The sequence below is a fragment of the Collinsella sp. AF31-11 genome (genome assembly GCF_003475605.1).
In the GTDB taxonomy this organism is placed as follows: domain Bacteria; phylum Actinomycetota; class Coriobacteriia; order Coriobacteriales; family Coriobacteriaceae; genus Collinsella.
In genome coordinates, this window is record NZ_QRQS01000003.1 from 28,936 (window position 1) to 51,065 (window position 22,130).

At 60.2% G+C, this 22,130-nt stretch carries 20 protein-coding genes; 10 read left to right on the forward strand and 10 right to left on the reverse strand.

The features are described from left to right. Positions 1–3: 3 nt before the first annotated feature. Positions 4–939, forward strand: a complete 936-nt coding sequence (locus DWZ22_RS02160; RefSeq protein ID WP_117734511.1) for a DMT family transporter — start codon at positions 4–6, stop codon at positions 937–939. Between the two features lie 135 nt (positions 940–1,074). Here the strand turns inward: DWZ22_RS02160 and DWZ22_RS02165 are convergent, their stop codons facing one another. The 4 genes from DWZ22_RS02165 to DWZ22_RS02180 form a co-directional block, all read right to left on the reverse strand. Continuing rightward, positions 1,075–1,986 (reverse strand): GGDEF domain-containing protein, encoded by a 912-nt coding sequence (locus DWZ22_RS02165; RefSeq protein ID WP_118405314.1) that lies wholly within the window; start codon positions 1,984–1,986, stop codon positions 1,075–1,077. A gap of 339 nt (positions 1,987–2,325) precedes the next feature. Next, positions 2,326–3,348 carry a 2-keto-3-deoxygluconate permease gene (locus tag DWZ22_RS02170; protein WP_118405315.1) on the reverse strand — a complete coding sequence of 341 codons (1,023 nt, stop codon included), beginning with the start codon at positions 3,346–3,348 and terminating at the stop codon, positions 2,326–2,328. A 142-nt stretch (positions 3,349–3,490) separates the two neighbouring features. Beyond that, positions 3,491–3,814 carry an AzlD domain-containing protein gene (locus DWZ22_RS02175; RefSeq protein WP_117807956.1) on the reverse strand — a complete coding sequence of 108 codons (324 nt, stop codon included), beginning with the start codon at positions 3,812–3,814 and terminating at the stop codon, positions 3,491–3,493. Then, positions 3,804–4,496, reverse strand: a complete 693-nt coding sequence (locus tag DWZ22_RS02180) for an AzlC family ABC transporter permease (protein ID WP_158558449.1) — start codon at positions 4,494–4,496, stop codon at positions 3,804–3,806. The genes DWZ22_RS02175 and DWZ22_RS02180 overlap by 11 nt, the downstream gene beginning before the upstream one ends. Before the next feature lie 137 nt (positions 4,497–4,633). On the opposite strand from DWZ22_RS02180, the gene DWZ22_RS02185 reads away from it, so the two are divergent. Beyond that, positions 4,634–5,446 carry an HD domain-containing protein gene (locus DWZ22_RS02185; RefSeq protein WP_118405316.1) on the forward strand — a complete coding sequence of 271 codons (813 nt, stop codon included), beginning with the start codon at positions 4,634–4,636 and terminating at the stop codon, positions 5,444–5,446. Here DWZ22_RS02185 and DWZ22_RS02190 read toward each other — a convergent pair. From DWZ22_RS02190 to DWZ22_RS02200, 3 genes are read right to left on the reverse strand one after another with little or no spacing between them, the layout of a single operon-like run. Beyond that, positions 5,443–6,648 carry an electron transfer flavoprotein subunit alpha gene (locus DWZ22_RS02190; protein WP_117763716.1) on the reverse strand — a complete coding sequence of 402 codons (1,206 nt, stop codon included), beginning with the start codon at positions 6,646–6,648 and terminating at the stop codon, positions 5,443–5,445. The genes DWZ22_RS02185 and DWZ22_RS02190 overlap by 4 nt on opposite strands. Further along, entirely contained in the window at positions 6,649–7,464 is an 816-nt protein-coding gene (locus tag DWZ22_RS02195; protein WP_117794384.1) for an electron transfer flavoprotein subunit beta/FixA family protein, read from the reverse strand. It lies immediately after the preceding gene. A gap of 2 nt (positions 7,465–7,466) precedes the next feature. Further along, on the reverse strand, positions 7,467–9,068 hold the full coding sequence (locus DWZ22_RS02200) for an FAD-binding oxidoreductase (protein ID WP_233546425.1): 1,602 nt from the start codon (positions 9,066–9,068) through the stop codon (positions 7,467–7,469). A 345-nt stretch (positions 9,069–9,413) separates the two neighbouring features. On the opposite strand from DWZ22_RS02200, the gene DWZ22_RS02205 reads away from it, so the two are divergent. From DWZ22_RS02205 to DWZ22_RS02215, 3 genes are all read left to right on the forward strand, one after another. Further along, positions 9,414–9,710: a hypothetical protein gene (locus DWZ22_RS02205; protein ID WP_089573322.1), complete on the forward strand. Its 297-nt coding sequence runs from the start codon at positions 9,414–9,416 to the stop codon at positions 9,708–9,710. Beyond that, a complete protein-coding gene (locus DWZ22_RS02210; RefSeq protein ID WP_117734518.1) occupies positions 9,707–10,216 on the forward strand; it encodes a hypothetical protein in 510 nt (169 codons plus the stop codon). The genes DWZ22_RS02205 and DWZ22_RS02210 overlap by 4 nt, the downstream gene beginning before the upstream one ends. Positions 10,217–10,305: 89 nt before the next feature. Further along, entirely contained in the window at positions 10,306–10,905 is a 600-nt protein-coding gene (locus DWZ22_RS02215) for a hypothetical protein (RefSeq protein ID WP_117734519.1), read from the forward strand. 31 nt (positions 10,906–10,936) lie between these two features. Here DWZ22_RS02215 and DWZ22_RS10115 read toward each other — a convergent pair whose 3' ends face one another. After that, complete coding sequence (locus tag DWZ22_RS10115) at positions 10,937–11,149, reverse strand: hypothetical protein (RefSeq protein ID WP_147352251.1); 213 nt, start codon at positions 11,147–11,149, stop codon at positions 10,937–10,939. A gap of 39 nt (positions 11,150–11,188) precedes the next feature. Here DWZ22_RS10115 and DWZ22_RS02225 point away from each other — a divergent pair, with 39 nt between their 5' ends. From DWZ22_RS02225 to DWZ22_RS02245, 5 genes are all read left to right on the forward strand, one after another. Further along, positions 11,189–12,619, forward strand: coding sequence for a hypothetical protein (locus DWZ22_RS02225; RefSeq protein WP_117794339.1), 1,431 nt, complete (start codon positions 11,189–11,191; stop codon positions 12,617–12,619). Positions 12,620–12,737: 118 nt separating this feature from the next. After that, positions 12,738–13,454 (forward strand): DUF554 domain-containing protein, encoded by a 717-nt coding sequence (locus tag DWZ22_RS02230; RefSeq protein WP_199407129.1) that lies wholly within the window; start codon positions 12,738–12,740, stop codon positions 13,452–13,454. A gap of 87 nt (positions 13,455–13,541) precedes the next feature. Next, a complete protein-coding gene (locus DWZ22_RS02235; protein ID WP_233546426.1) occupies positions 13,542–15,302 on the forward strand; it encodes a TerB N-terminal domain-containing protein in 1,761 nt (586 codons plus the stop codon). After that, positions 15,295–16,599, forward strand: coding sequence for an ATP-binding protein (locus tag DWZ22_RS02240; RefSeq protein ID WP_117743407.1), 1,305 nt, complete (start codon positions 15,295–15,297; stop codon positions 16,597–16,599). Before DWZ22_RS02235 ends, DWZ22_RS02240 begins: the two co-directional genes overlap by 8 nt. Positions 16,600–16,715: 116 nt before the next feature. After that, entirely contained in the window at positions 16,716–19,154 is a 2,439-nt protein-coding gene (locus DWZ22_RS02245; RefSeq protein WP_117794340.1) for a DEAD/DEAH box helicase, read from the forward strand. A gap of 118 nt (positions 19,155–19,272) precedes the next feature. Here the strand turns inward: DWZ22_RS02245 and DWZ22_RS02250 are convergent, their stop codons facing one another. Continuing rightward, positions 19,273–20,148 (reverse strand): spermidine synthase, encoded by an 876-nt coding sequence (locus DWZ22_RS02250; RefSeq protein ID WP_117807967.1) that lies wholly within the window; start codon positions 20,146–20,148, stop codon positions 19,273–19,275. Next, positions 20,149–22,056 carry an elongator complex protein 3 gene (locus DWZ22_RS02255; RefSeq protein WP_118345704.1) on the reverse strand — a complete coding sequence of 636 codons (1,908 nt, stop codon included), beginning with the start codon at positions 22,054–22,056 and terminating at the stop codon, positions 20,149–20,151. It abuts the gene before it with no gap. Positions 22,057–22,130 lie beyond the last annotated feature (74 nt).

Sequence of the window (22,130 nt, forward strand, 5' to 3'; positions counted from 1 at the left end):
ATCATGGAAAGCCGCAAGCCGCATCTCGCCACCCTGCCCGGACTCATTCTGGGCTGCCTTATCTGCTGTGCGCTCTGGGGATCGGCTTTCCCCTGCATCAAGATCGGTTACGAGCTCTTTGGCATTCCCGCGCACGATAGTGCCTCGCAGCTGCTCTTTGCAGGCTTGCGCTTCACACTTGCCGGCGCCCTGGTCATCGTTGGGATGAGCGCGGCGAAGCGCCGCCCACTCATCCCGCAGGCTCGCGACATCAAGCCCATCTTTGTCTTGTCGCTTTTCCAGACGATCGGGCAGTACTTCTTTTTCTACCTGGGACTCTCGCGCGCCAGCGCCATGTCGAGCTCCATCATTGAGGCCAGCGCCAACTTCCTCGCAATCCTCTTTGCCGCTCTGGCGTTTCACACCGAGAAGCTCGATACAGCCAAGGTGCTTGGCTGCGTGTTGGGCTTTGCCGGTGTAGCGCTCGTCAACCTTTCGGGCGCGGATGGCACCTTTGGCTTTGCGCTCGACGGCGAGGGCTTTATCCTGGCTTCCACCGTTGCGGGCGCCCTGTCGACCTGCCTCATTGGCATTTTCTCGCGCGAGCATGACGGCGTTTTACTCGCCGGCTGGCAGTTTTTAGTCGGCGGTCTGGTCCTTACCGCCATCGGGCTTTTGATGGGCGGCGCGCTATCCCCCACCAAAATCGTCCCCGCCATCGCGCTCATCATATATATGGCACTCATTTCCGCCGTCGCATACTCGCTGTGGTCTCGCCTGCTCGCCGTCAACCCCGTCAGCCGCGTTTCGGTCTTTGGCTTTATGAACCCGGTCTTTGGCGTAGCGCTAAGCGCGCTGCTGCTCGGCGAGGGTGCTGGCACAAGCCCCGTTACCGTCATTGTGGCCCTGTTCCTGGTCTGCGGCGGCATCATCATTGTCAACAAACCTAAACAGGCCTAACAAGCCAGGCCCTTGCATATGTCGCACCTGCAGCGGACATTCGCGTGGTCGCTTTTTCTAGCGTATCTGGACGCCGGCTTTTTTCTTCTCGTGCTTTACGCGGTAGAGCTCCGCATCGGCAGCGCGAAGCAAATCTTACCAGGTATCGACACCATCACCCATCCGTGCGTAGCCGATAGACATCCGCAACAGATACGGCACCTCGGTACGCGCGAGCTCGTCGTTGATTGCCTCGCACAGGCGCATGATGTCCTGCTCTGCTATCGCCTTTTGGAGCACTACGAACTCATCGCCGCCATAACGTGCGATAAAGCCACCAGACGCCGAGCAGACATCTTTGGGCGCGGTGGAGATGAGCTGAAGAGCGCGGTCACCCTCCACATGTCCGTAGCGATCATTAATCTGCTTAAAGCCATCAGCGTCCATCATGAGCAGATACACATCGCCCGTATGATCCGCATTCGAGAAGAGCGACAGCATATAGGTCTCAAAACGGTTTCGATTGTTGAGGCCAGTCAACGGATCGGTCGAGATCAGCTGCTCCTGGCAGACGATGTAGAGCAGCAGCATGCTAATCATTATGCCGACACAAAGCCCGGGCACCGAAAACACGACCTGAAAGGTGCCGCCCACCAGGGCCGGAATGGCGAAAAATGCCAAGGTTCGATAGATGGCCTTCTTTTGTAGACTCTCGACCCTGCGCGATTGCACAAACGCGTGCAGGGACGTATGAATAACGTAGCAGTAGCTGACGATGGGCTGGATCATATAGGCAAAGCAGCGATGATACACGCCCTGCGCATCGATATAGAACAGGGCGTGCGTCCAACAGCTCGTAAACGCCAGCACGACCACCAGCACCGTAGGCAACGTTACGAGCGCCACCTTATAGCGCGCGGTCAAAAGGCGAGAGCCCTGCACTGTCTCGGAATAGATAAACCAAATGAGGCACGCGATGGCAAAGAGCGAAAACGAAACCGCGTTGGAAATCCAGTTGGTGGCAATGCCCAGCGTGCCGTCCACACCATCCGAGAGCGTCCAGATCATATCGAATAATATTTACGCGGCAGAGGTATAGCCGAGCATGCTAAACAATAGCTGCTGGGTACTCGAGAATAAAGAGCGACGGCTTCGCGCGGCAAGCCCGATAAGAACAATCATGCAGAGCACGAATATCTCAATCTTGAGTGCCTTAACCACTAGACGCCATCCCTTCAATATCCAAGTGGCCAGAATCTCCCGATTCGGGTCTGGGCAACAAACACCCCTACCCGCAGGGGTAAGGGGAATAATAGCAGAGCGCCCGAACGTTGCTGCAAGACAGCTTTCGTTCGGGCGCTCAAGCGGCGCGAATTGCACGCCGGCATCATTGATGAATGACGATTGCTACTCGCCATCGATGTCGGTCGCGACGGCTTCCTCGATGGCCTCGACACCGGCAGGCGACAGATCCTCCTTGCCCTGACAGAACTTCTTGTCGACCCAGCCAGTAAGAATCGGAGCCATGATCGCCGTGATGATAACGGCGGTGGCGATCTGGGCGTACGCGGTGGGAGCAAGCTCGGCATAGCGCGGCGCCACCTCGGCAAGAGCAACCGGCGTGGTCATAGCCGTGCCGGCGATGGTGGAGCAAGCCACGGCGGCCTTGCCGTTACCGCCGCACAGGCGCTCGAACGCAAAGGTGATGGGGCCGACGACAAACAGCGTGACAAGGCCCAGCAAGATGCCGGAAATGCCGCCGGTGACAAAGCTCGACAGGCTCATGGACGCGCCGAGTTGAAATCCGATGACGGCAATCGCGGGATTGGTGCCGGGAACCAGCAGGTTCTTTATGAACGGGAAGAGGTTGCCCAAAACCATACCGATGACAAGCGGCAGGATGGAGCCGACGATGGTGCCCAGCGGGATGTTAGCAAGACCAGAAACGCCCAGGATGATCATGGTGACGGCGGGGCCGGCCGTAAAGAACAGGATGCCCACGGCGCCCTGCTCGGACTCATCGCCAAACTCGCCCATGATGCCCGTATAGAGCGCCATGTTGCAGAAGGTGATGCCGCCGATAATGGAGACCGAGCTCAGGCCCAAAAAGTTGTCGTTAAAGAAATACGCAACGCCCAGGCCCAGCGCGGCTGCCACCACAAGCTTAGGGATCAGTACGACGACGCCGGTCTTGATAGCGCCCGGCGTGGATTTAAAGCTGATGCCGGCACCCACGAAGAGCAGGATCGCGGCGACGATGGTATTGGAACCGCCGCGACAGGCGGCGGTAAAGAAGCCACCGATCTCGAAGACCTGCGGGCAGAAGGTATTGAGCAAAAGACCGACGATCATCGGGTAGATCATGATGTCGCCCGGGATTCGCGGTACTTTGAATTTCTTTTGCTCGTTGGCGGTCGCTTCCTGTGCCATGAAACCCCCATTTCCGTTGACGGGACACAAAAGCCCACGTCATACTTTGCTACAGTAAAGTTTGACCATGGTACCAGAAGAAGCAGACAGGCTCGGTGAGAAATTCGATTCGCAAAGTCGAGACGGTAAACGCGCCCCGCTCTTATACGAGGCTCAAAACGATATAGAGCACGATGCCCGAGACGCAGCACCACAACATCGACTTTGTCTTGATTGCCACCGCCACGACGCCGGCAGATGCGATCCAGGGAATCAAGCCCTGCCACAAGCCGGCATCGAAAGCGCCGGGGCTTATCAGGTCGTTAGCGACTAGCGCCGCAAAGGCAGCGGGCGGAATATAGCCCAAGGCCTCGGTAACGCGGAGTGAAAGCGTTCTCCCACGCAAAGCAAACGCCGGGGCAATGCGGAAAAACGCGATGGCCGCCCACGACGAAAGCCACAGGACCAAAAACTCGTTAACGGGCATCGCGAGCACCCCTTCCTTCGGCGAGGGCATCGCACACGAGCGCCGCGGCAACGCCGACGAGTACGCTTACCGGCACGGCAACATTCGTCCACCCCAAGAACTTGCATACGGCGACGGATGCCGCAGCCAAAACGGCAGCTACGGCATTGCCACGCGACAGTCGCTGCGAAAAGAGCAGGCAGATAAAGAGCGATGTGCAGACAAAACTTGCAAGAGCGGTGGGGACATCGACAACGGCACCGACAACGGCGCCCATTGTGCACGAGACGCCCCATGTTGCGATGAGAATCACGTTGAGCGCAAAGGACTCGCGCGGACCCCAATCCTGCCCCTCAATCAACTTGGCAAGCGAGATGCCATATGCCTCCTCGGTGAGCGTCGCGGCAACGGCCAGCGTCTGACGCTTCGAGGCGCCCGCCAGATGCGGTGCGATCGATGCCGAGTAAAGTGCAAAGCGCGAGGAGATTGCGGCGACGCTAGCGACGATCGATGCCGCAGGCACGCCCGCCAGCCACAGGTTGCAGACCATAAACTGTCCGCAGCCCGTCACAAACGTGCTGCTCAGGGCAAAAACCATCCATGGTTCCATCCCCGCCTGCGCCATAATCATTCCGCACGGCGCACCTATCGCAACATAGGTAAGCATCACCGGCCAGACGGTTTTTAAGATCTTGAGCACCATAACGTTCCTCGTCCCGACAAGCTGTCCGAGCCGCATTCAACGACACGGCAGAATCATCGCCCGGCAGCAACCGACATCACCTACAATTGCCACCGGATCGAAATATACAGAAAGACACAACTTTTTAGGAAGTCATTATGACAGCTATCGATCGTGTGCGGGCAGCTGCGGCCTTTAAGACCTATACCGATGCCTACGATGCCGCCAATCCACGTATCGCACTCAAAATCGAGCATACGTACCATGTTGCCGAGGCATGCGATGCCGTGGCACGTAAACAGGGTTGGTCACCGCAGGACATTGACCTGGCGTGGCTGTGCGGACTGCTGCACGATATGGGTCGTTTTGAACAGCTGCGACGCTGGGACACCTTTAAGGACGCCGAGAGCATGAGCCATGCAGCGCTGGGCATCGAGGTCCTCTTTGGCGAGAATCCCGCCGATGCACCCGCCGTAACGAGCATCCGCGACTTTATCGATGACCCGGCAGAAGATGAGCTCATCCGAGCGAGCATTGCCTATCACAGTGATTTCCGTCTACCCGCGCAGCTCGACGAGCGCACGCGGAGCTTCTGCGATATCGTGCGCGATGGCGACAAGATCGACATTATGCGCACCATCGCCGACAGCACCGTCGACACTATCCTCAAAGTGGATGAGGACGCGTTTGTAGCCAGTCGCTTCTCGGCACCGACGCTTGCCGCCTTTGTCGAGCACCGCTGCGTCGCACGCGATGAACGCAACGAGCCCGCAGACTACCTGGTGGGACTCATCTGCTTTATGTTTGAGCTCGTCTATCCGACAAGCCGTGCGCTGGCGCGCGAGCAAGGCGATATCTATCGCCTGCTCGACGCGCCCTTTGGCATTACGCGACCCTTTATCGACCCCACCACGCAGGCAACCTGGAGCCGCCTTAAGGACGAGCTGCGCCGCTGGCTGGCAAGCGCTTAGCACTCGAGCTGAGCCAGCAACTCCTCAACGACCTCGACGGCGTTTCCAACAACCTTGTACTGGGCGGCGCCAAAGATGGGGGCATCCGGGTCCTCATTGATGGCGATAATGCACTCCGCCCCACCGATGCCGGCGAGATGCTGGATAGCACCCGAGACACCGATGCTCACGAGGAGCTTGGGCGAGACCGATACACCCGTCTGGCCAATTTGATGGCGATACTCCAGCCAGCCGGCCTCCACCACGGGGCGCGTGCAGCCAAGCTCGGCACCCAGAGCCTCGGCAAGCTTTCGCATCAGCGGTAGGTTTTTCTTGGAGCCAATGCCGCGGCCCACCACGACCAGACGCTCGGCATCGGCAATTGAGGCCTGCTGTCCCCACTCCTCGGCGGGAATCGAGATCTCGACACGGGCCTTAACGTCCTCCGCAAGCATCACCTGGGCAATCGTGCCGGAACGGCCGTAGTCGAAGTCGGGAGCCTTAAAGATGCCGGGGCGCACCGTTGCCATCTGCGGACGGTGGTTGGGGCAAATGATGGTGGCCATCAAGTTGCCGCCAAACGCCGGGCGCGTCTGCTGCAGCAAGCCCGTCTCCGCATCCATCGAAAGCACGGTGCAGTCGGCCGTAAGGCCCGTCTGCAAACGCACGGCAACGCCAGGCGCCAGCTCGCGGCCAAAGGCGGTCGCACCGTACAGAATGGCCTCGGGCTTGCGCTCTGCCACCAAATCGCAGATCAGGCGGGCGTAAACCTCCGCGTCGTTCTGGCGCAGACGCTCGTCGCGACAGACCAGGACCTCGTCTGCACCGGCGTAAACCAGATGCTCCAGGTCACCGAGAGAACCCTCGGGGCCCATACCGACCAGTGCGACCAGACGGCAGCCGCGAGCATCGGCAAGCTCGCGGCCCTTACCCATGAGCTCGTAGGCCACAGGAGCCACGGCGTCGTGTTCGTCAGTCTGCACGAAGACCCAAATGTCTCGATATGCATCAAGGTCCACCGCGCCAGCGGCCTCGTCGCGCTCAATCGAGATAGCGCTGACGGGGCAGGCGTCGACGCACCCGCCGCACAGGATGCAGCCGTCGGTTACGCGGGCGCAACGGTTGGGGCGCTCGCCCTCCACCACAATGCCACCCGAGGCGCAGGCGCGAACGCAGCGGCCACAGCCAACGCAGGCCTCGCTATCGATTATCAGTCCGCTCATCTATGCCATCTCCTCGATAATCTTGGCAAGTTTTACCGCCTGCTCGGACGCCGTTCCCTCAACGGCCTCGCACGTTTGGTCACGGTCGGGCACAAACGAACGCACGACCTGCGTCGGTGATCCGGCAAGGCCGCAACGCGAGGGATCGGCGTTTACGTCGGCAGCGCTAGCCACGCGCACGTCTGCATCCTCGGCCGCGCGAATACCGGCAATACTCGGCATGCGCAGCTGGCCAATCTCCTTGGCGGTCGTCATCGCACACGGCATCTCCAGGTACACCGTCTCCTCGCCGGCATCGCAGCCGTGGACGAGCGCCAGCGAGCCACACGTCGTAAATCCCGCGCTCTGCACACAGCTCACGTCGGTCACGCAGGGGATCTCAAAGGCGCCGGCCAGCTCGGGGCCGATCTGGGCCGTATCGCCGTCCACTGCCATCTTGCCGCAGATGAGCAGGTCAAAGTCCTCATCGAGTGCCTCGATACCGCATTTGAGGGCATAGGTGGTGGCTAGGGTATCGGCACCCGCAAAGGCTCGGTCGGTCAGCAGCAGCGCGTCGTCGGCACCGCGGGCGATGCAGTCGCGCAGCAGCGATTCGGTCGCGGGGATGCCCATCGACACCACCGTCACACGCACGTCCATGCCAAAGCCGATAAAGTCGTCCTTCAGCGCCAGCGCGCATTCCAGAGCGCTTGCATCGAACGGGTTAATGACCGCCTGCTTGCCATCACGCACGATAGTATTGGTTTTGGGGTCCATCTTGACCTCGGTGCTTCCGGGCACCGCCTTGACGCACACCACCATATGGAAATCACTCATCTTCACGCGCCCCCCTTCTGGACGAGTCCATCCAAGAACTTCTCCGCAAACAGGTTGCCGCGACCCAGCTGGCCGGCAGGATCGAGCTGGAGTTTGAGACGCGCCGACTCGACCATGGCCTCGTGGCCGTACATCGTCTCCAAGAAGCCCGCCTTGATCTTGCCGACGCCGTGCTCGGCAGAAACGGCACCGCCCATGGCCGTGACCTCGGAAGCCCACTGGGCAAAGAGTTCTCCACCGCGACGGTAGTCTTGCGCATCGCGCGGCAGGATGTTCACATGCAGATGGTTGTTACCGATGTGACCCCAGGCGGCAGATTCAAGCCCACTTTCGGCCAACGTGCGACGATAAAGAGCGATGACATCGGCCAAGCGTGCATTGGGCACCGACATGTCCGAGCCCAGCTTGGTGATGGTAGGATCCATGCGGCGGCGCTCGTCGATAAGCATGTTGACGCTCTCGGGGACCGCATGGCGGAAGAACCGCTGGCACTCGCGATCAACCTCGGTGCGCGCGACCCATGTCGCATCGTCGCGGCCGCCCGCAAGCTCCAGCACCCACCCCAGGTGGTACAGCTCCTCGGTCGCCTGGGCCTCGTCATCGCAGTCGAGCTCCACGTAGACACAGACCTTGGCCTCTTTGTCGAGCACCGGCAGCGAGGCAAACGCCGTCGACTGCTCGCGCTGGCGACGCAGAATATCCAGGGCGCTAGCATCGAAGTACTCGATGGCAACCGCATGGGACAGGACAGGGCGCACGGAATCGGTAAAGGACACGGCCTTGTCTTCGCTATCGAAAAAGCAGCTCACACCCCAAACGACCGCAGGTGCCGCTTGCAGGGCAATCTCGAGCTCGGTGATAACGCCGAGCGTGCCGCAAGCGCCGATAAAGAGGTCGATGGCGTCCATATCGTCCGCAACAAAATAACCCGAGGCATTTTTGGTCTTGGGCATGGTGTAGCCAGGAAGATCGAGCTCGAGTGTGTGGCCCTCTGCCGTCACGAGCGACAGGTGGCGGCCCTGGGCAAAAGCCTCGCCGCGCTGAAGCTCAAGCAAATCGCCATCAGCCAGCGCGACGTGGAGTCCCGTGATATGCGGGCGCATGGGGCCGTAAGCGTAGCTGCGGGCGCCGGAGGCGTTGCATGCCGCCATGCCGCCCAGACAGGCAGATGCCTCGGTGGGATCGGTGGGAAAGAACTGCTCGCGGGCCTCTTGAAACTCATCGTAGGCCTTAAGCGATGCCTGGTCCCAGCCATCGGCCGGCAGTACCTTCTTGCCCAGCTGCTTGCGCAGTTCCGAAAGCACAACGCCCGGCTCCACGCGCAGCAGAAAGCGGCCTTGTTCATCGCGGCGAAGGCACAAGTAGCGATTCATGCGGGAAGTATTGAGAATGTGACCGCCATGAGGCACAGCGCCGGCGGCAAGACCGGTCCGGGCGCCCTGAACCGTCACCGGGACACGCTCGGCATGGAGCTTTTTCAAAATGGCGCGGACCTCGTTCTCCGTTGTCGGAAACGAGATGCTTGAGGCCTCGCCCGATGTGCGAGACTCATCGCGGCCATACTCTTCGAACTCGTCGGTGAAGAGTTTGATGGTTGCAGACACGCGAACTCCCCCTTTAGCTAACTACAGTGTTTGCAGGGAGATGTTACCGCATCGTTTCGTCGACGTGTTCGAGACCGTCTCCATAATTGGCGTTTTTTACGTTCGTGCAATTCGGCGAACGGCAAGTCTTCCTCGACAGACGATGCTTTTAACACATATGGCCACGCCGTCGCCGATCGCTCGATTGTCGCTCGAAAAAAGTTGAAGTAATTTTTGCTGCCTTTTACCTGCGGAGACACCAATCCGTCAAGCATTTGGTCAGAAATTGGTCAAGTTGCGACTGATAGGGTCGGCGTCGACAGCCAAAACCGATAGAAGTTTTGGCCCAAGAGCAGGGAGGTTCCCATGGCATATTACTGGCCCCAGTACGGCGTCGCCATCGAGGTCGACGACGATCCCTATCTCCTGCCTTTCGACGAAGAGGCGTTCCCCGATACGGCGGTCTACCATGTCACCACCGATGTTATCTGCGACCCCGAGTCGTTCTCGGCGCTCGCCCACCACATCGCGCGTATCCACGACATCGAGCTCCCTCACGACTTCGACGAGCTCATCTACTCGCGCCGCCTGATGCTTCACATGCTCTTTGGAGCGGACCCGTCCACATTCGCACGTGTCTACACCACCAAGGATGCCGCATGAGTGCGAAGAAGCCGCCCCGCCTCGCAGGACTGGGACGTCGCAAGAAACTCGTCGTTGTCTGCCTGGCTATCGTCTGCGCCCTCATCGCCGTAGGGCTATACGCTTGGCAGTCGCAACCCGTGCCCGAAGCGGGTGCCTCAGTCACGACGGCAGAGGGTAAATCGCGCCAAGAAATCCAAGATGAGCTCGATGCCATCGTCCGCGACAACATGATGACGATCTCGGTCGCGCCGGTCGCTCAGCTGCAGGAGAACGGCAAGCTGCGCATCAACGTGCAAAACGTCCAAGACAATAAATTTCCCCAGCGATTCCGCGTCATCCAAAACGACGAGACCATGTACGAATCCGGTGTGGTCGAGACCGGCAAGACAATCGAGACATGCCCCGCCGGCAACATCAAAGAAGGCGAAGCATACATCGAGATCCAGGCACTCGATGCAAAGACCCTCGACAGCCACGGCAATCCGACACGTGTCAAGGTACGGGTTGAGCAAGCCGAGAACTAGCTTTCCGGCCGACGCGGCACCGCACGCAATTCACCGGCATTTGTCCAATCATCGCGGGGACGGCCCGCGGCGAATAGAAAGGAACGACCATGGACATCACCAGGAACATGAACGGAGCCAGAGCGCTCGTCGTGGGCGCAGGGCTCGCGCTCGCGCTCGCAATGGGCGCCGCCCCGACGCCAGCTATGGCAGCCGGGCGCGTTGGAACCACGAAGGTAATGGTCAGGACCGAGATCGACAACGTTGAGTTCAAAGTTCCGACGGTTATTCCCTTCGTCGCCAAGCCCGACGGCACGCTTCAGGGCCCCTCAGAAGACGCGACCACCATCGACAATCATTCGGCCTACGGCATCCATGTCACCAACATGAAGATCGACGCCATGAACACCTGGACCATTGCCGCCGACGCCAAGGCCGGAACCGCGCAGAACTCCATCGACTTTAAGGTCGGCCCCGACGGCGCACTCCAGAACGCTAGCACCGCAATGCAGGAGACGGGCCTCGATCTTTCCAAGAATGCAGCCTTCGACATGGGTTACCAGGGCATTGCCGGTGGCACGGACAAAATTAAGCTCAAGACAAGCGGAAACGTCGCCCGCGTCACGCGCGACATCTTCCGCGTAACCGGCGAAGGCGATCAGGTTGCAACGATCACCTGGACGGTCGAGCCCGGTGCGCACACGGCATAAGGCCGTCGCCCTGGCCGCCGCCGTCAGCATCCTAGCATTTGAGCCAGCCATGGCCTTTGCCCAGCAAGAACAGGCACAGGCCGCCACGCAAGTGACGGTCGACCTCTCGGAGCTCGACCGTGGCGACCGCGAGGAACCGTTGGCGCAGACAGGCGACAGACGATGGCTCTTGGCAGCAGGCGCCACAGCAGCAGGCGCGGGGACCGTCGGCCTCGGTCTGCACATCAAACGCAGCCAGAAACAAAACACGGACAGGCCGCACTAAATTAGCTAAGGAGACCCCATGGCATCGAAGAACCTTTTGCCCGTCGTCGCACTCTGCGGCGCGCTCGCAACCGGAACGCCTGTCGCCGCCTGGGCGACTCCCGTCATGGCGGACTTCTTACCGGCAGCCCTAAGCTCCGCACCAAATCCGTCGAGCGCCATTGCGTGCAAGCGTTTTTCGTTCGCACAGGCTGCAATCTCAACCTCGGGATGCCTTCGCCGTAATACGGACGGCTCGATAGTCGTGGATATCAATCGTTCGAACAAGGCAAACGGCTCCCAGGCGGGGTGCGCCGTCTGCACGTGGCGCTCGGTTGTGCTCGATGCAGATGGCGATCCATGCAATTTAGAGCTGCGCATCGACATCGCTTCGGTCGATGACTCGGCGAACGGAGCGAAGGTCGCCTTCGACGGTGCGTTTTTCGAGAAAGGAGGCGGTATATGTCTGGGCTGCGCCGCCGCGAATGCAGACGACACGCAGCCCACCCTCTCATTCACGGCATCGTTGCGGCTGACCAAAGCCGGCACCGATGCCATCGCGGCGGGAGAAGCGTCCCTGCTGTTCTACGCCGTCAGCACCAAAGACACAGATGCTCATTTCGAGAAGCCAGCCGGATCACTCAGCCTTACACGAGGGATAGAAGCAGGCCCTATTGAAATCGATGCCCACGCGCAAAGCAGGCAACGCATTCTTGCCGACCCGGCGCTTCTCGAAATGGAGTGGAACGGATCCGGAGCCATCGGAATTCTCCCCTCCGCGCTTGACGCCAAGACGCTCTCCTCAAACGACGAACCCATCAACGCAACCATACAAGAAGAGAGCGCGGACAAGGAAGCGGGTGCGGGCGACACGCCGTCGCCGACAAACAGCGTCCCAGCTTCTTTCGAAGCACCGAATGAGCCCGCTACCGATCAAAACGATCCCGAGCTCGCGGACAGTCTGGGGCTTGCTGATCCTCAAGAGATCGATGAAGGTAACTGCTGCGTGCTTGCCGCGCTCGACCACACGGAGGTCATCGACGCTGCGAACATCGAAGTTGCCGCCGCCAATCAGCCCGTCCGCAAGTCGGCCATCATCGCATTTCCTGAATCCATCGAAGTCGTCTTTTTGCCATCGGGCGAGGTCGTGGCCCCAACACTGCTCACCTTGTTGGGCGCCAAGAATACTCGAAACGAAATTAAAAAGGTCACGGTTGTCGACCCTGCAACCACCGCTAAACTGCGCCTATACGCCGTTGCCCCAGACGGAGGCAAGACCTTGGAATTCGATGGCGACACACTCCTAGCCTGGCGACGTCTGGACATTATGCAAGACGTCTCGTATCAGATCGAACTCGAAGGGTTTGATCGTGCCCGCGATGCCAATATCATCGCCGCGGCTATTGAATCCCCACAGCGGCTTATGACACTGCGCTTTGACTACTATCCCTATGTCCCGACAACCACCTGAGGCTTAAATACTGCGCATCATTCCTAATACCACTTATATAACGTATTAGATGAGTCGCGATGTGCCTCACATTCCATTCTGCTACGATTGCCACGTTGGCATCAATACAGGAGGGCTCATGCCGGGCTTGGGAACAATCATCAACGTTGTCCTTTTAGTTGCGGGCGGTCTTTTGGGATTAGCGGGCGGTCGCTTTATCACACCGCGTATCCAAGACACGCTCATGAAAGCGTCGGGGCTGTGCGTCCTGTTTATCGGCCTTGGCGGCACCATGCAAAAGATGCTCCTTATCGATGGGAAGGCGCTGGCGACCACTGGTACCACCATGCTCATTGTCTCGTTCGCCCTCGGCTCGCTCATCGGCGAGGCCGTCAACTTGGAGGCCGCCATTGAGAACCTTGGCGAATGGCTCAAGCGCAAAACCGGCAGCGAGGGCGATAACGAGTTCACCAACGCTTTTGTCTCGACTTCACTCACCGTGTGTATCGGCGCCATGGCCATTGTGGGATCGATCCAGGACGGCCTGCTCGGCGACTGGTCAACGCTTGCCCTCAAAGGCGCACTGGACTGCATCATCGTCTGCACCATGACGGCCTCACTTGGCCGCGGCTGCATCTTTTCCGCCCTGCCCGTCGCCGTGTTCCAGGGGACGATCACGCTGTTTGCCGGTGCACTCTCCCCCATCATGACCACGGCAGCCCTCGACAGCCTTTCGCTCGTAGGCTCCATGCTCATCTTCTGCGTCGGCGTCAACCTCATCCGTCCTCAGACCTTCCGCACTGCCAATATGCTTCCCTCCGTCATCATCGCCGTCATCTACGCCCTCCTGTTCTAAATCTATCTACGCAGCGGTATCTCGAACATCTGTTTGATGCTGTGCTATGATATGAGGTCACCGTAGCTGTGTTCGAGAGGAGGAGCGGTGGCCGACCAGGACATCAAGATGCTCATCGAGCGCATTATGGCCGAGGCCCGGACCCATCAGTCCGCCCGCTTCTCAAACGAAATCTACGCAGACGAGCCGATTCTCAAGACCGGCCGACAGATGCAGAACTTCCTCCCCGACCAATACCGCAAGATGCGTGAGATATCGCGTTGGCAAGAAGACCCAAAGGGCGGGGCGGGCCGTTGGCTTTCGGAAGCCGAGCTTTTCTACCGCCAAGGCCTGCTGATGGCCGACTTTGAGGACGACTGTCCCTACAACGGCACCTTTAAGTCGTACTTTCCCACCTACAACGCCATGAGCGACCGGCAGCTGCGCGGCTACTTTACCTGGCGTGCCCAAGTGCGCCGCGGGAATATTGAGGAGACATCGACCTCGTTTGCCTTTCTGTATCTCTATGAGTTGATTTGCGGCATTGGCGTAGATGACCCGCTCGATGGTTTTAACAAGATCAAGGCTTTTTGGGATGTCTATCGCGCCTTCGAGCCCGGCATCGACCGGTTTGCGCGCGTGTGGCTGCAGGACTACGCCGTGTTCCACAGGCTCGACCCCAAGCTGCTTCGTGACTCTAAAACCGTCATGTTCGATAACGCCCTTATCGAGCTGCGGCGAGCGGCACGAGACCTTGTACCAGCACCGGCACCGTCCGGCCAGCCCCCCAAGCGTCGCAAAACCTCCGAGCCCACGCTCCCCCTTCCGCCCGATGAGGTGCGCGAGGAGCGACTCATGGCCGCTATCAATGCCCTCTCCACGTATAACCTAAGTAACTCGCGGCTCGACCGCAGCCACCACCGCGATCTGCGCCACGTGGCGTGCGCCGTGTATGTCCGCATGGTGCGCTACTATGACACGCACCGAAAGACCGGCATCGTGGCGAGTTTATTTGGGGAGGAGACGGCCATGCCCTACACCATGTTTGCCTCGGCCGTATTCTTTGCGCCCGAGCGCCACGAGGACTGCGAATATCGCCTAGATCCTATCCATATCTACCGTTGCCAAAACGGCTTTTGGGAATGCATGCGTATCCACGGTAGTAGGCAAAAGAGCAGCAAGCTCGGTGAAATGATGCGCGCCTGCGACCAACACCTGCGCCTGGCGCTTGACCCCGCCCATCCCCTTAAGGAAGAAAAGGTCCCCAAATATCTGGCCAAGATTATCGATGACGAGATTGTGGCATGGCTTTCGTGGGACGCCGCACACCAGCCCGTCAAGATCGATATCGATCTGAGTCAGCTGGGGCACATTCGGAGCGCCGCCGCGCAAACGCGCGAGGCGCTTTTGATCGACGAGGAGCGCGAGGACGGAATGATCGCAGAGGTCGATACGGCAGGCTCCGAACGGTCGAAAGCCGAGCCCGTGGCAGACGCGACGGTCGAGGCGGTCGCGGCACCCATTCGGCAGGACGAGGCCGACGAGCCAACCATTTCCACCGAACAGTTTGGTGTTGTGGCGCCGCTTCTTGTGCCGACGCCCGCGTTTACAGCCGCTGCGCCCGTTGACGCCACGAACGAACTCGCGCCTGCTGCAGACGCCTATCTCCGCGCGCTGCTCGAGCACAATGCAGTACAGGCGGAATCGGCGGTAGCGCAATCGGAGCAGAGCGAGGACATGCTCGTCGATACCATCAACGAGGCGCTCTTTGATCTGGTGGGCGACACCGTAATTGAATTTAGCGCGGCAGGACCGCAGATTATTGAGGACTACGAAGCAGACGTGAGAGGATACCTAGACCATGAGTGATACCGCATCCGCAGCACCCCGCGTGCCCAAGCGCGTCGCCGCCGTCATTCTCAACTCGCTCAAGGGCGGCGTGGTCCCGCGCATCGGCCTTCCCTACATCACCGTAGGACGCGAGGTCGAGATCCGCGCCCTGCTCACCGATCTGAGCCTCATCGCCGACGGTGGCGCGAGCTTCCGCTTTCTGGTCGGTCGCTACGGCGCCGGCAAGAGCTTTTTACTCCAAACCATCCGCACGCACGCCATGGGCGAGGGGTTCGTCGTCGCCGATGCCGATCTATCCCCTGAGCGCCGTCTCCAGGGCGGTCAGGGACAGGGCCTTGCCACCTACCGCGAGCTCATCCGCAATATATCGACTAAAACGCGCCCCGAGGGCGGTGCGCTCAACCTTATCCTGGATCGTTGGGTCGCCTCGTGTGCCGACGTCGACGAGTCGGTCGTCAATGCCCAACTAGCCCCGCTCGAGGAGATGGTCCACGGCTTCGACTTCACCCGCATGCTTCGCCGCTATCGCGCGGCCGTATCCGAGGGCGACGAAGAGGCCATGAGCCGCGTGACCAAATGGATCCGCGGCGAATACCGCACCAAGAGCGAGGCTCGCGCCGAGCTGGGCTCCTCAACCATCATCAGCGATGACGACTGGTACGACTACGTCAAGCTCATCGCGCGTTTTTTGGTTTGCAGCGGCTACAAAGGCATGCTGGTGCTCATTGACGAGCTCGTGAATCTGTATAAGATTCCCAACGCCATCACGCGCCAGTACAACTACGAGAAAATCCTGACCATGTACAACGACACACTTCAGGGCAAGGCGCAGTACCTGGGCATGATCATGGGTGGCACGCCGACCTCCATCGAGGACCGCCGCCGCGGCGTGTTTTCCTACGAGGCCCTACGCAGCCGACTCGCCCAGGGCCGCTTTGCACGCGAGGACCTTAAGGACATGCTCGCGCCCATCATCCGCCTGCAGCCACTCACCTATGAGGAGCTGCTGGTGCTCATCGAAAAACTCATGCAGATCCATGCCGGCTACTTTGGCTGGACGCCCACGCTTACCGAGAACGACCTGGTGGACTTCCTCAAGATTGAGTTCGGTCGCGTGGGAGCCGATACGCACCTGACGCCGCGTGAAGTCATTCGTGACTTTATCGAGTTGCTCGATATCCTGTGTCAGAACCCCTATGCTAGCGTAGCCGAGTTGCTGCAAAGCGTCGGTGGCGACGCGCTGGCGCCGACAGCCGCAACAGACAACACCGGCACCGCAGGCGGCGACCGCAACTTCGCCGAGTTCACCATCTAACCTGCCAAAAAGGGACAGGTTTATTTTGGTAGGTTTTATCTCGGCAAATGCCGATATTGCAATTCGACGACCCATTGCCCGTTGCGTTTGATAACCCGTTGTTGAAAGGAGGCCCCGTGAACGCCTTTGACCGCTACGCCCCGTTTATCCAGGACTTCATCTACTCCCACGATTGGGAGAGCTTACGCTCTATCCAGGTTGCAGCAGCAGACGCCATCTTTAACACGCAAGACAACGTGCTCCTGACGGCATCCACAGCGTCCGGCAAAACCGAGGCGGCCTTCTTTCCCATCCTGACCGAGTTTTGGGAAAACCCGCCCACAAGCGTAGGCGCCCTCTACATTGGTCCCCTCAAAGCACTCATCAATGATCAGTTCGTCCGCCTCAACGACCTCTGCGAAGAGGCCGATATCCCCGTCTGGCACTGGCATGGCGACGTCTCGCAGTCGCACAAGGCAAAGCTCATTAAAAAGCCGAGCGGCATCTTGCAGATTACGCCCGAATCGCTCGAGGCGCTCCTGATCCATAAGCACATGGCGATCCCGCGCATGTTTTGCGACCTGCGCTATGTGGTCATCGACGAGGTTCACTCGCTTATGCGTGGCGACCGCGGCGGGCAGACGCTCTGCCTTATCGAGCGCCTCTCGCGCATGGCAGGTGTGCAGCCCCGACGCATTGGCCTTTCGGCTACCATCGGCGACCCCGAGCGCACGGGCGCCTTTCTCTCGCAGGGAACGGGACGCAGCTGCGTTATCCCCCGTTTTGAGGAACCGCGTCGCGTGTGGCGCATCTCCATGGAGCACTTCTACAACTCGGGCCCCCAGGCGCAGCAGCGAGGATTCGAGAGTGCTGGTCCCCAAGAGGCCGAGGTGCTTGCGTGCGAGCGCATCGAGGCGGCAACGTCCACGGCACTGCCCGCCGGCACCCAAGACAGACGTCACAGCGGACAGCTCACGCAGGAGGAGCGCCGTCAGCGTCGCGAACAGGCACGGGGCAAGGTTACCTCTAGGGATCGTCGCACTTCCTCGGCCCCCGAGGGCGAAGTCGATATCCCGCGGGCGACCGAGCAGGCGCTTCTCAACCCCACCGACACCGCGCCCGAAAACGCCGACCCCGGCATGGGCTACATCTTTGAACATACGCGCGGCCGCAAGTGCCTGGTCTTTGCCAACTCGCGCGAGGAGGCAGAGGCCGTATGCTCCATGCTGCGCAGCTACTGCGAGAGCCGACACGAGCCCGACCGCTTTCTCATCCACCACGGCAATCTTTCGGCATCGCTGCGCGAGACCGCCGAGGAGCTGATGCGTGACGAGGAGCAGGCACAGACAACCGTCACCACTTCCACACTGGAGCTCGGCATCGATATCGGTCGTCTGGAGCGCGCGTTCCAGATCGATGCACCGTTTACCGTCAGCTCCTTTTTGCAGCGCATGGGCCGCACAGGACGCCGCGATCTTCCACCCGAGATGTGGTTTGTCATGCGCGAGGAAGAGCCCGAGCCGCGCACGATGATGCCCGAGACCATTCCGTGGAAGCTCCTGCAGGGCATCGCGCTCGTACAACTCTATCGTGAGGAAAAGTGGGTCGAGCCACCCGAGCTCGATCGACTCCCCTATAGTCTGCTCTATCACCAGACCATGTCGACACTTGCCAGCACCGGTGAGCTCACGCCGGCAGAACTTGCCCAGCGTGTGCTCACGCTCAGCTATTTTCACCGCATCTCGGCCGATGACTATCGCGTCTTGCTCCGTCACCTCATTACCATCGACCATATTCAGATCACCGAGGGCGGCGGGCTCATCGTGGGTCTCGCAGGCGAGCGCATCATTAACAACTTTAAGTTCTACGCCGTGTTTCAGGAAAACGAGGAGTTCACCGTTCGCAGCGAGTCGGCCGAATTGGGCACGATCGTCAATCCGCCACCGCCCGGTGAGCGCATCGCCATCGCCGGACACTGCTGGATTGTCGAGGAAGTGGACTGGAAGCGTCATACCGTCTTTGCCACACAGGTCAAAGGTCGCGTGCCGGCCTACTTTGGCGACTGCCCCGGCGACATTAATACACACGTACTCGAGCGTATGCGCAAAGCGCTTAACGAGCACGCGGCATATCCGTACCTCATGGGTAACGCGAGAGCCCGCTTGGCGCAGGCTCGTCATACGGCCGAGATTTCGGGCGCAGGAACCAAGCCGCTCATCAACCTGGGCGGCGATACCTGGGTGCTCTTCCCCTGGCTGGGCAGCTACGCCTTTTTGGCGCTCGAGCGCATGCTCAAGATTAAATGTGCCGCTGAGCTGGGCCTTCGCGGACTCGACCCGTCGCGACCGTACTATATGCAGTTTAAGATGAAGGCCGACGAGGAGACGTTCTTTGAGGTGCTCGCCGCCGAGGCCGAGAAGGACTTCGATCCCATTGAGCTCGTCTATCCCGGCGAGGTGCCTTACTTTGATCGTTACGACGAATTTGTTCCTGAGGAACTCGTGCGCAAGGGCTTTGCCGAAGGCGTACTCGATATCGAGGGCATGAAGCAGCGCATCCGCAGCTGGACCAGCTAATTTGGGACGGGGCTCTTTTAGCTATCCCTGCCGTTAATCAGCCAAACCGTTCGCGTTACCTGCCGGGGTAGCTAAAAAGCCCAAAAAGACTGGTCGAAAGAGGCCCGCCCCGAATAGGCTAGTCGCGGAGGGCCGTGCCGAAGAAGTCGGCATCGAAGGGCACGGCTTCGGCAAAGGTGTAGTCACCGTCGCTGGCAATGAGCAGGTAGTTCTCTTCGCCGCCAAATTCCGCGTCGCCGCAGGGAACCACCCAAACATGCGCAAACACCTCGAGCGCCGTGGCAACGCAATCGCGCAGGAACGTCACATCGCTCCCCTCGTTTGCACTCACGATATTGGCAGCATAGATACCGCCGGGGTTCAGGCTGCCCCGCACCAAACGCAGCGCCTCAATCGTCGCCAGCTCGCGCACGGGTTCGGCACCGCCAAAGCAATCGCTCACGACGACATCGTAGCGACGATGCCCCACGCTCGTCACGCCCAGATACGAGCGAGCCTCGGCGGTAATCACCCGCAAGCGGTCTCCCACCGTGCGCTCCAGCTCGTCCAGATAGAACCAACGACGTGCTAGACGCGTAATCTCGGCGTCGTACTCAATGACGTCCATGCGCAAGTTCTCGTGCGACATCAGCGCAAACTTGGGATAGGCAAACCCGCCGCCGCCCAGCATAAGCATGCGGTCGATGCCATGACTACAAGCATCGCGCATGGCATCCTCGGCCTCAAACACATCGTCAAACGCACGATAGTACACAAAGACGGGCTCTGCCCAACGCTCGCCAACATAGGTCGCGCTTTGGTACACGCCGCCTTGCACCAACACGCGGACTTCGTCGCCGTTCTCATCGTGCACGCGCTTCACGCGCGCCAGCCCATTGCGGGTCCTCGCGACCTGCAGACAGGCAGCGCGAACAGCAACGGCGGCCGCACCGAGCGCCGCGGCTCCCAGGGCAACGCCGGCAACGACACCGGCAGAAACACTCGGCTTGTTCATCTAGAGCTCCTTTTGCAGATAGAGTCCATGATCATAAAAACCCAAATGGCGATAGTACTCACGCGTGCCAATCGCGCTAATCACGTTGATGCGCGCATAGCCCGCATCCCGAGCAATTTCGCACGCGCGCTCCACCAGCGAGCGCCCCAATCCATGATGCTGAGCCGCCTGGCCTTGATCGCCCACGCGCGCGGCCATACCATACACGTGTACCTCACGAATCATCGCCTCGTCCGGCGTCGTCGGCAACTCGTCCGCATGCGCGGCAACAAATGCGCGGTCGGGCAGCGACAAGCGCAAAAAGCCCGCGATCTTGCCCTGCGGCGTTACCCACTGCAAAAAGCGCTCATGCGTCACCGGCGTCTCGTACGCCACCTCCTCGTTAAGGGTCAACTCGCCCAGGTCGGCGCCCGCCGTGCTGATCTCGCGATAGCGAATCTCGCGCACCTTGGCGCCCTTGCCCTGCGCCGCCAGGCGATTCTCGACCAGCTGGCGAAGGTTGGGCTTCTTGTTGCCCACCATAATGTCGTCGGAACTAAAGTCGCGAATCATACGGCTAATGCGGCAGAACGCCGGCGTCACCACGATGTCATCGGCCAACACATCGAGCAGCTCGTCCTCGGTATAGGGGCGCCACTCGCCACGCTCGTAGCATCCCACCAAACGCGAGCCCTCAATGAGCGCACACGGGTAGACCTTGACCTCGTCGGGCATAAAGGCGCCCTCGGTCATAAAGCGCTCGTAGTCGCGCTTGTCCCCCACGGGCGTGGCGCCCAGCAAGTTGAGCATAAAATGCGCATGGATCTTAAAGCCAAAGAGGCGCGCGAGCGAAAACGCTCGCTCAATCTGCGCCACAGCAATGCGGCGCTCGTTGATATCGAGCAGATGCTGGTCGAGGCTCTGGATGCCCACCTGAATCTTGGTGCAGCCCAGGCGGCGGATGAGCGTGAGCGCCTGCGACGTCACGGCATCAGGGCGCGTCTCGATAACGAGTCCCACCACGCGATGCTTCGCCGTCTCGTTGATGCGCTGCTGCCGCTCAAGCTCCTCCATCGTTGCCGTCTGCCACTCGGCAACCCGGCCCCACGGCGTGCCGGGGCCATAGAGCTTTCGCACCGCGCGGTTATAGCCACCCACGGCAGCATCCACACGCCCTTGCTCGCCGGCAACACCGGCGGCAAGCTCAGCCTCATCGGTCGCAATGCCGGCAGTCCTATAGCGCTCGCGACGCACCGCCACCACCGGCGGCAGGGCATCGGCGGGAGCGTCATCGAGCAGGCGCCCCGCCTCGGCACGGCTGATGCCCGGACGCGCCAACATGGGGTTGGCTGCCACGCCGGCCACGGCATCGTCATTGAGCGCACGGAAAAGCTCCGACACAAACCATGTTTGATACCCTTGCGGATAGTCGCTCCAAGTACCGCCAAGTACGATGAGCTCGATCTTGTCGGTCGCATGCCCCATTTGCGAAAGCGCGGTCAGACGAGCGCTCACCTGCAGATACGGATCAAAGCAGTTTTGCTCCGCACGGGCGCACGCCGGCTCGGCGTGCAGATAGCTTTTGGGCATGCGCAGGTCGTTGGGGCAAAACAGGCAATCGCCCGAGCACGGCCACGGCTTGGTGATGACGGTAATGGTCGCCACGCCCGAAGCCGTGCGGCGCGGCTTCATACGCAACACCTGCAGCAGCTGGCGTTCCAGCTCGGCATCGATGTTCCACCCAGCCCAACGAGCCGGCTCCTCACGTTTTACCCGCTGGTAAAACGGCAGCAGACGGCGCTTGGCCAGGTCACGTTTGTCGGCACCCTCGCGGCGCGCCTCGGCATGTATCAGTTTGACGAGCGCCTTGTCGTCCACGGTATCGCCGCGGCGCAGGGCCTCGAGTATGTTCAAGATAATCTGTTCCATGCCCCCATTGTAAAGGCAAAGGCGCCGGAGCCGACCTCGGCTTCGGCGCCTTCATCAAACAGCGCGTCTATGCT